The sequence below is a fragment of the Streptomyces sp. NPDC000880 genome (genome assembly GCF_053599675.1).
On sequence record NZ_JBSFMS010000191.1, the window covers coordinates 1 to 9,192 of the forward strand.

Genomic DNA, 9,192 nt, shown 5'->3' on the forward strand with positions numbered 1-9,192 from the left:
GGTCGCAGACGTACAGAACGCAGACGTACAGGTCGCAGACGTACAGAACGCAGACGTACAGGTCGCAGACGTACAGGAGGAACAGGAAGCATGAGCACCCTAGAGACCCAGGAACACACCGCGCTGCGCTCCGCCGTCGCCGCGCTCGGGCAGCGGCACGGGCGCGGATACGTACGCGAAGAGCTGTGGAGCGAGGCCGCCAAGCTCGGCTACCTCGGGGTGAACCTTCCCGAGGAGCACGGCGGCGGAGGGGGTGGGATGCAGGAACTGTCCATCGTGCTCGAGGAGTTGGGCGCGGCCGGCTGCCCCCTCCTCATGATGGTCGTCTCGCCCGCCATCTGCGGCACCGTCATCGCCCGCTTCGGCACCGAAGCGCAGAAGCAGCAGTGGCTGCCCGGCCTCGCGGACGGCAGCCTCACCATGGCCTTCGGCATCACCGAGCCCGACGCCGGGTCGAACTCCCACCGGATCACCACGACCGCCCGCCGGACCGACGACGGCTGGGTACTCAACGGGCGCAAGGTCTTCATCTCCGGCGTCGACATCGCCGACGCCACCCTCATCGTCGGACGGACGGAGGATGCCAGGTCCGGCAAGCTCAAGCCCTGCCTCTTCATCGTCCCCCGTGACGCCGACGGCTTCCAGCGCTCGCAGATCGACATGGAACTGGCCGCCCAGGAGAAGCAGTTCGAGCTCGTGATCGACGACGTCCGCCTCCCCGAGGACGCACTCGTCGGTGGGGGTACCTCCCACGCCGAAGGCTGTGGGGGAGAGGACGCCGGCCTCCTCCAGCTCTTCGCCGGGCTCAACCCCGAGCGCATCATGACTGCCGCCTTCGCCATCGGCATGGGCCGTTACGCGCTGGCCAAAGCCGTCGAGTACGCGCGGACCCGTCAGGTCTTCAAGGACCCCATCGGCGCGCACCAGGCCATCGCCCACCCCCTCGCCCAAGCCCACATCGAGCTCGAACTCGCCCGCCTGATGATGCAGAAGGCCGCCGCCCTCTACGACGCGGGCGACGACATCGGCGCAGGCGAGGCCGCCAACATGGCCAAGTACGCCGCCGGCGAGGCCTGCGTCAGGGCCGTCGACCAGGCCGTCCACACCCTCGGTGGCAACGGTCTCACCCGCGAGTACGGCCTCGCCCAGCTCATCACCGCCGCCCGCGTCGCCAGGATCGCCCCGGTCAGCCGCGAAATGATCCTCAATTACGTATCCCACCAGTCCCTGGGTCTCCCCAAGTCGTACTGACACAGGCGATTCTGGCCGTCCACACAGCGAGGGGGCCGTCATGGTGTTTCAGAGCGTGTTTCCCAGCGAGTACGCGGATGTCCCGGCCGTTGTCGAGCCGATCCACGACGCGGTGCTCGGGCGGGCCGCCGCCGAGTTCGGCGACACGACCGCCCTGATCGACGGCGTGAACGGCACCACCGTCACGTACGCGCAGCTCGACCTGTTCCACCGGCGGATCGCCGCCTCACTCGCCGACGCGGGCCTGCGCAAGGGCGACGTCCTCGCCCTGCACAGCCCCAACACCGTGGCGTACCCCGCCGTCTTCTACGGGGCCACCCGCGCCGGCGCCTCCGTCACCACCGTCCATCCGCTCGCCACCACGGAGGAGTTCGCGGGGCAGCTCCGTGACTCCTCCGCCCGCTGGATCGTCACCGTCTCACCGCTGCTCGAAACCGCCCGCAGGGCCGCCGAGCTGGTCGCGGGCATCGAGGAGATCTTCGTCTGCGACCGCGCCGACGGGCATGTGAGCATCCTCGACATGCTCGGCCGGGCCGCACCCGAGCCGGACGTCGCCATCGACCCGTCCGAGGACATCGCGGCCCTGCCGTACTCCTCCGGCACCACCGGCGTCCCCAAGGGCGTGATGCTCACGCACCGGTCCATCGCCACCAACCTCGCCCAGCTCTACCCGCTGATGCCGATGGGCCCGGGCGACCGCATCCTGGCGGTGCTCCCGTTCTTCCACATCTACGGCCTCACCGCCCTGATGAACGCCCCGCTGCGCAACGGCGCCACCGTCGTCGTGCTGCCCCGCTTCGAGCTCGACACCTTCCTCGCGGCGATCGAGAAGCACCGCATCAACGGCCTGTACGTCGCGCCGCCGATCGTCCTCGCCCTGGCCAAGCACCCGGCCGTCGCGCGGTACGACCTGTCCTCGCTGGAGTACATCATCTGCTCGGCCGCCCCTCTGGACGCCGAACTGGCCGCCGCCTGCTCCCAGCGGCTCGGGCTCCCGCCCATCGGCCAGGCGTACGGCATGACCGAACTCTCGCCCGGCACCCATGTCGTGCCGCTGGGCGCCCAGAGCCCGCCGCCCGGCACCGTCGGCAAGCTCATCGCCTCGACCCAGATGCGGCTCGTCTCCCTCGACGACCCCGGCAAGGACGTCGGCGTCGGCGAGGTCGGCGAGATCGCGATCCGCGGCCCGCAGGTGATGAAGGGCTACCTCGGCCGGCCCGACGCCACCGCCGAGATGATCGACGCCGACGGCTGGGTGCACACCGGCGACGTCGGGCGCGTCGACGCCGACGGCTGGCTCTTCGTCGTCGACCGGGTCAAGGAACTGATCAAGTACAAGGGTTTCCAGGTCGCCCCGGCCGAGCTGGAGGCGCTGCTGCTCACGCACGAAGGCATCGCGGACGCGGCGGTGATCGGCGTGTACGACGCGGACGGGAACGAGATCCCGAAGGCGTACGTCGTACGGCAGCGGACCGCCGAAGACCTTGACGAGGACGACGTCATAGCCTTTGTCGCCGGGCGCGTGGCGCCGTACAAGAAGATCCGGCGCGTCGAGTTCATCGGCGGGGTGCCGCGTGCCGCCTCGGGGAAGATCCTCAGGCGTGAACTGAGGAACCGGGAGAGGGACAACACGTGACACGACATTTGACGCTTCTCGCAACCGCCCACGAGCGCGGCATCACCACCCTGACGCTGGACTCACCGGCGAACCGCAACGCCCTGTCGGCGCGGCTTGTCGGCGAGCTCGGCGAGGCGCTGGCGGACTGCGCCAAGGACGAGTCCGTACGGGCCGTCGTCCTCACCCACACCGGGTCCACGTTCAGCGCGGGCGCGGATCTGAAGGCCCCGCCCAATCCGTACACCTTCGTCGGGCTGTTGCGGCAGATCGTCACGCTGCCCAAACCGGTGGTGGCGCGCGTCACCGGAAATGTACGGGCCGGGGGCCTCGGCCTGCTCGGCGCCTGCGACATCGCGGCCGCGTCGACGGGGGCCGACTTCGCGTTCACGGAGGTACGCATCGGGGTCGCGCCGGCAGTCATCTCGCTGCCCCTGCTGCCGCGGATGGACCCGCGCGCGGCCGAGCGCTTCTACCTCACCGGGGAGCGCTTCGACGCGGCGGAGGCGGTACGGGCCGGGCTGCTCACGCTCTCCGCGGACGATGTGGACGAGGCGCTCGCCCCGGTTCTCGACGGGCTGCGAGGGGCGTCGCCACAGGGGCTGGCCGCGTCGAAGGAGCTGCTCGCCGCCCGGGTCGTCGAGGCCTTCGACCGGGACGCCGAGGACCTGGTGCAGCGCTCGGCGTCGCTCTTCGCGTCCCCGGAGGCGCGCGAGGGAATCACGGCCTTCCTCGAACGGCGGGACCCCGCATGGGCGTTGTGACCCCTCCGAAGCAGGACCGCAGCCGGGCGACCCGGCAGCGGCTGCTGGAAGCCGCGGTGGCCTGCCTCGCCGAACACGGCTGGGCGGGCTCGACCGTCTCGGCGGTCGCCGAGCGGGCCGGAGTCTCGCGGGGTGCGGCGCAGCACCACTTCCCGACCAGGGAGGACCTGTTCACGGCGGCCGTGGAGTACGTCGCGGAAGAGCGCTCACAGGCGCTGCGCGCGCTCGCGACGCAGGACCGCACGGCGGTCGTGGCGGCGCTGGTCGACCTCTATACGGGGCCGCTGTTCCGGGCGGCGTTGCAGCTGTGGGTGGCCGCGTCCAACGAGGAGCAACTGCGGTCACGGGTGACGGAGCTGGAGGCGAGGGTGGGCCGCGAGACCCACCGGATCGCGGTTCAGCTGCTGAACGCGGACGAGTCACGTCCGGGCGTACGGGAAACGGTCCAGGGACTGCTGGACATGGCCCGCGGCCTGGGCCTCGCCAACCTCCTCACGGATGACGCCGCGCGCCGCCGGAGAGTGGTGTCACAGTGGGCGGCGCTGCTGGACGAGGCGCTGGACTGATCCCTTCGGCGTCCTCGAAGGCGCATGCCGCAGCATGCCGACCTCATGGCCGAGACGACGCGTATCACGGTGTACGCCATCGACGCTGCTGTCCCGGAGATGGCGTTGCGCCGGCCGGAGCGGGTCGTGACGCGGACGCCCGACTTCGATGACATGGCCCGGCTGTGCGGCGGACGAGCCCGGCTCGTGGCTGGTCCGCTACCCGGGCAGCGCCGGCGACGGCAGCGACCAGGGCGTCGGCGCCCACAAGGACTACGGCTTCCTCACCCTGCTCCACCAGGACGAGATCGGCGGCCTCCAGGTCCAGCGCGGCGACGGGCTCTTCCACGAGGTGCCGCCGATCGCCGGCGCCTTCGTCGTCAATCTCGGCGAGCTCCTCGAAGTCGCCACCAACGGTTATCTGCTGGCCACCAACCATCGCGTGGTCAGCCCGCCCGGAGCCACCGAGCGCTACTCCGTGCCGTTCTTCTACAACCCGCGCCTGGACGCCCGGATTGCCCCGCTGCCCTTCCCGCATGCGGCGCAGGCCCCCGGTGTCACCACCGACCCGGCCAACCCGCTCTTCGCCGAGTACGGCCGCAACGAGCTCAAGGGCTGGCTGCGGGCCCACCCCCAGGTCGCCGCCCGCCACCACCAGGACCTGCTCGTCCCCGCGTGACACGCGTACGGCGCCGCACCCCCGCCTGACCAGGGGCACGGCGCCGTACCGTACGGAACGACTCAGCCCGCGATGTCCTCGTAGCCGACGATCTCGCGCGGGTTCCGCGTGCCGGGACCGATGTACCGGGCGGACGGCCTCACCAGCCGGCCCGTCCGCTTCTGCTCCAGGATGTGCGCCGACCAGCCCGCCGTGCGGGCGCAGGTGAACATCGAGGTGAACATGTGCGCCGGGACCTCGGCGAAGTCCAGCATGATCGCCGCCCAGAACTCCACGTTGGTCGCCAGCACCCGGTCCGGGCGGCGGTTGTGCAGCTCCTCCAGCGCGGCCTTCTCCAGCGCCTCCGCGACCTCGAAGCGCGGCGCGTCGAGCTCCTTGGCCGTACGGCGAAGGACGCGCGCCCGCGGGTCCTCGGCGCGGTAGACCCGGTGCCCGAAGCCCATCAGCCGCTCGCCCTTGTCGAGGGCCCGCTTGACGTACGCCGTCGCGTCCCCGGTCCGCTCGATCTCCTCGATCATGCCGAGGACGCGGGAGGGCGCCCCGCCGTGCAGCGGCCCCGACATCGCGCCGACCGCACCGGACAGCGCGGCCGCCACATCGGCGCCGGTCGAGGCGATGACGCGGGCGGTGAACGTGGAGGCGTTCATGCCGTGCTCGGCGGCCGAGGTCCAGTACGCGTCGACGGCCTTGACGTGCCGCGGGTCCGGCTCCCCGCGCCAGCGGATCATGAACCGCTCGACGACGGACTGCGCCTTGTCGATCTCCCTCTGCGGGACCATCGGCAGCCCCTGGCCGCGCGCACTCTGTGCCACGTACGAAAGCGCCATGACGGCCGCCCGCGCAAGATCGTCGCGGGCCTGCGCCTCGTCGATGTCCAACAGCGGTTTCAGACCCCACACCGGAGCGAGCATCGCCAGCGCGGACTGCACATCGACGCGGATGTCGCCGGAGTGCACGGGGATCGGGAAGGGCTCAGCGGCCGGCAGACCGGGATTGAAGGCGCCGTCGACCAGCAGCCCCCATACGTTCCCGAACGAGACGTGACCCACCAGATCCTCGACGTCGACGCCTCGGTAACGGAGCGCCCCGCCTTCCTTGTCGGGTTCGGCGATCTCCGTTTCGAACGCGACGACTCCCTCGAGTCCAGGTACGAAGTCGGACATCAGGCGGCTCCTCAAGGTGTGTGCGACAGGCGTGGGTCGCCGTGGGTCGGTGCGGATCTGTCACCCCGGTGATGCCCCGTGCGACTGGTGGTCATCCAACCGCCGGGAGGCAGGCACGATATCCCCTGCTGTATGAAGGCCACAGAGGCCCGACCCAAGATTTTGGCGGGTCCGGCTGATGCGGGGAAGCGTGACATCCGGCACACTGCCCGATTTCGGGTGGGGAGGATTGGCGGCACTCCGTGCCGGGCAAACTCGGCCCCTGCGGCAGGATGGCCCCGTGACCGACCACGATCTCGCCGCGCAGGGACGCGTCGTCCCGGACCCCGCCGTCCCGGATCCCGCCGCCTCCGGAGCCGCTGCCTCCGGAGCTGCCGGCTCTGGACCCGTCGTCCCGGATCCCGCCGTTCCGGAACCGGGAGCCACCCCGGAACCGGGAGCCGCCTCGCACGACCCCGCCGTCATGCGGGAGCAGTACCGCTCCACCCCGCTCCTGGAGACGGATCTGGCCGCCGACCCCATGGACCAGTTCGCCCGCTGGTTCAAGGACGCCGCGTCCGGCGGTCTGCACGAGCCGAACGCCATGATCGTCTCGACCGCCACCCCCGACGGCCGCCCGTCCTCCCGCACCGTGCTGCTGAAGCAGTACGACGCGCACGGCTTCGTCTTCTACACCAACTACGACTCCCGCAAGGGCCGCGAGATGGCCGCCAATCCGTACGTCTCGCTGCTCTTCCCCTGGCATTCGCTGGCCCGCCAGGTCATCGTCACGGGCGTCGCGGCCCGTATCGGACGGGACGAGACCGCCGCGTACTTCCGCAGCCGTCCGCACGGCTCGCAGCTCGGCGCATGGGCGAGCGAGCAGTCGGCGGTGATCGGCTCGCGCGACGAACTGCTGCGCAGGTACGAGGAGCTGGCGACCCGCTACCCGGAGGGAGAGCAGGTCCCCGCGCCGCCGGAGTGGGGTGGCTACCGGATCGATCCGCAGACAGTGGAGTTCTGGCAGGGCCACGAGAACCGGCTGCACGACCGGCTGCGGTATGTCCGTACGGAGTCGGGCTGGAAGGTCGAGCGCCTGTCACCCTGAGAGCTGCCGCCCATGGCGCAGCGCGGTGCGCACCGCCGCCGGGATGTCGGTCACCGGGAACTGCACATGCCGGACGGCGCGCTCCCGGTCCAGCACCAGCACCGCCCGCTTCGACCGCAGCGCCTGCCCGACCCGGAAGGCCGGCAGCCGCGGCGCCGCCGACAGTCCGGGCCGGGAAACTCTGGGCCGGGAAACTCTGGGCCCGGAAATGCAGAAACCCGCGGGCTCTGGTTCCTCCGGAGAGGAGCCGGCCGGATGTGCCGGCGAGCCCGCGGGTCGGTGACTGCTTGGAATTTCGGCCGACAGTCAGTCGGCTGCACACAGAGTGCGACGACGGGCCGTCAGCCCGCAGTCACCTCACGCATCCGAAAAGACTTCACTTCCGGATCACCTCCTTTCACCGTGTACCCCACACCTTAGGAACCGACGGATCGAGGATCAATCGAATTAATCGGGGGTACAAAGATTTTGGGAACCCTATGTGTCCTGCGTCACGTTCCAGTTGAATGGTCTGACGTGCATCAGCATGCGCGGAGGCGTCCTGCAGGGGGTCCGGGATGAGTGCTTCCAGGAGTGAGACCACCAACGCGCTCGGGCCTGACGAGCCGGCGCCCGAGGGCGGGGGCTCGGTGGAGCCCGTGACGGTGCCGGGGTCGGAGCTGCTTGCCGCGTTGCTCGACGGGATGGACGCCGCGCTGTGTGCGTTCGACGCCGACGGCGCGATCACGCACTGGAACCGCGAGGCCGAGCGGATTCTCGGGTGGTCGTCCGAGGAGGCCGTGGGGCGTCGCGGGTTCGCCGGGTGGGCGGTGCGGACCGCCGACGCCGGGGAGGTGCAGGGGCGGCTGATGGCCGCGATGGACACGCCGGGGCGGCAGGTCCACGAGTTCGCGCTGCTGCGCAAGGACGGCGGGCGGGTCCTCGTACGGACCCAGTCGGCGCGGGTGCTCGGCGCGGACGGCAAACCGGCTGGGGTGTACTGCGCGTTCAGCGAGGTGCATGCGCAGATCGACCTGGAGCGGTCGATCGCGCTCAGCGAGGCGCTGTTCGAGGACGCGTCCTGGGGTGTCGTCCTGGTCGACGTGGACCTGCGGCCGACCGTCGTCAACGGCTATGCGTCGCGCTCGCTCGGCGCGGGGCGTACGTCTCCGCTCGGGCGGCCGCTGGGTGAGCTGATCGTCCAGGGCGTGGAGGAGCTGGAGGGCGCGCTCCACCATGTGCTGGCGGAGGGTGCGCCTCGGGGGCTCGTGGAGTTGTGGGTGACGCTGGGCACGGCCGAGGGGGAGCGGCGGCGGTGCTGGCGCAGCGGGTTCCTGCGGCTGGCCTCACCGCTGGCGGAGGAGCCGGTTCCGCTCGGAGTGGGGTGGCTGTTCCACGACGTGACCGAGTCGAAGCTGGCCGAGCAGGAGGCGGACCGGCTGCGCTTCCGGTCGAGCCAGCTCCACCGGGCGGGGCGGGCCGCCGCTGAGTGCGAGGACCCGATGGACGCGGCGACGGCGTATCTGGACTTCGCGCTGGCGGGCTTCGCGGACCATGCGCTGATCGACTTGGCCGAACCGGACGGCGTACGCCTGATCCGCGTGGCGGCGACACCGTCGGGGGCGCCGGGTCCGTGCGTCCCGGTGGAGGGCGGCGGCATCCCCGTGCGCTACCCACCGGGCCATCCGGCGCTGCAGGCGGCCGACCGCAACGGCTCGGTGCGCGCGAGCGCGCCCACGGGCAAGCCGGCCGACGACTGGGCGGCGGAACGCCAGTGGCCCGGGGACGCGGTGCACGCGCTCTGCACGGTGTTGCGGAGCCGGGGCCGGACGCTGGGTGTGGTGACATTCCTGCGCGGAGCGAGCCGCCCACCGTTCGAACGCCCGGACGCGATATACGCGGAGAGCATGGCGGTACTGACGGCGTCGGCGATGGACGTGGCGGCGGTGACGCGGGGGGATTGAGGGGGGCGGCTTGCGGGGGGTGGCGGGGCGTCCGCGGTGCGGGTGCGTTGCGGGGCGTCCGCGGTGCGGGGTGCGGGTGCGTTGCGGGGTGTGGGGGGTCCGTGGTGCGGGTTTGGGCGGTCCGGCGTGCCCGGTGTTGTGGGGT

The 9,192-nt window shown here is 71.2% G+C and carries 7 protein-coding genes and 1 pseudogene; 7 read left to right on the top strand and 1 reads right to left on the bottom strand.

Translation table 11 applies throughout. The annotated features are described in order from the left end of the window. The first annotated feature begins 90 nt into the window (after positions 1-90). From ACWDO5_RS34120 to ACWDO5_RS34140, 5 genes and pseudogenes are all read left to right on the top strand, one after another. Positions 91-1,251, top strand: coding sequence for an acyl-CoA dehydrogenase family protein (locus tag ACWDO5_RS34120; protein WP_450534426.1), 1,161 nt, complete (start codon positions 91-93; stop codon positions 1,249-1,251). Between the two features lie 40 nt (positions 1,252-1,291). Then, positions 1,292-2,887 carry a 4-coumarate--CoA ligase family protein gene (locus ACWDO5_RS34125; protein ID WP_450534427.1) on the top strand — a complete coding sequence of 532 codons (1,596 nt, stop codon included), beginning with the start codon at positions 1,292-1,294 and terminating at the stop codon, positions 2,885-2,887. Beyond that, positions 2,884-3,630, top strand: coding sequence for an enoyl-CoA hydratase family protein (locus ACWDO5_RS34130; RefSeq protein WP_450534428.1), 747 nt, complete (start codon positions 2,884-2,886; stop codon positions 3,628-3,630). Before ACWDO5_RS34125 ends, ACWDO5_RS34130 begins: the two co-directional genes overlap by 4 nt. After that, a complete protein-coding gene (locus ACWDO5_RS34135; protein WP_450534429.1) occupies positions 3,618-4,196 on the top strand; it encodes a TetR/AcrR family transcriptional regulator in 579 nt (192 codons plus the stop codon). The genes ACWDO5_RS34130 and ACWDO5_RS34135 overlap by 13 nt, the downstream gene beginning before the upstream one ends. A gap of 190 nt (positions 4,197-4,386) precedes the next feature. Further along, a pseudogene (locus ACWDO5_RS34140) lies at positions 4,387-4,854 on the top strand (2OG-Fe(II) oxygenase family protein); the annotation flags it as partial. A 62-nt stretch (positions 4,855-4,916) separates the two neighbouring features. Here the strand turns inward: ACWDO5_RS34140 and ACWDO5_RS34145 are convergent. Next, the gene (locus tag ACWDO5_RS34145; protein ID WP_450534430.1) at positions 4,917-6,017 is read right to left on the bottom strand and encodes a citrate synthase 2; all 1,101 of its coding nucleotides are present in this window, start codon (positions 6,015-6,017) and stop codon (positions 4,917-4,919) included. Between the two features lie 463 nt (positions 6,018-6,480). On the opposite strand from ACWDO5_RS34145, the gene pdxH reads away from it, so the two are divergent. Continuing rightward, positions 6,481-7,104 (top strand): pyridoxamine 5'-phosphate oxidase, encoded by a 624-nt coding sequence (pdxH, locus tag ACWDO5_RS34150; RefSeq protein ID WP_450534432.1) that lies wholly within the window; start codon positions 6,481-6,483, stop codon positions 7,102-7,104. 557 nt (positions 7,105-7,661) lie between these two features. Beyond that, the gene (locus ACWDO5_RS34155) at positions 7,662-9,047 is read left to right on the top strand and encodes a PAS domain-containing protein (protein ID WP_450534431.1); all 1,386 of its coding nucleotides are present in this window, start codon (positions 7,662-7,664) and stop codon (positions 9,045-9,047) included. Positions 9,048-9,192: the final 145 nt, after the last annotated feature.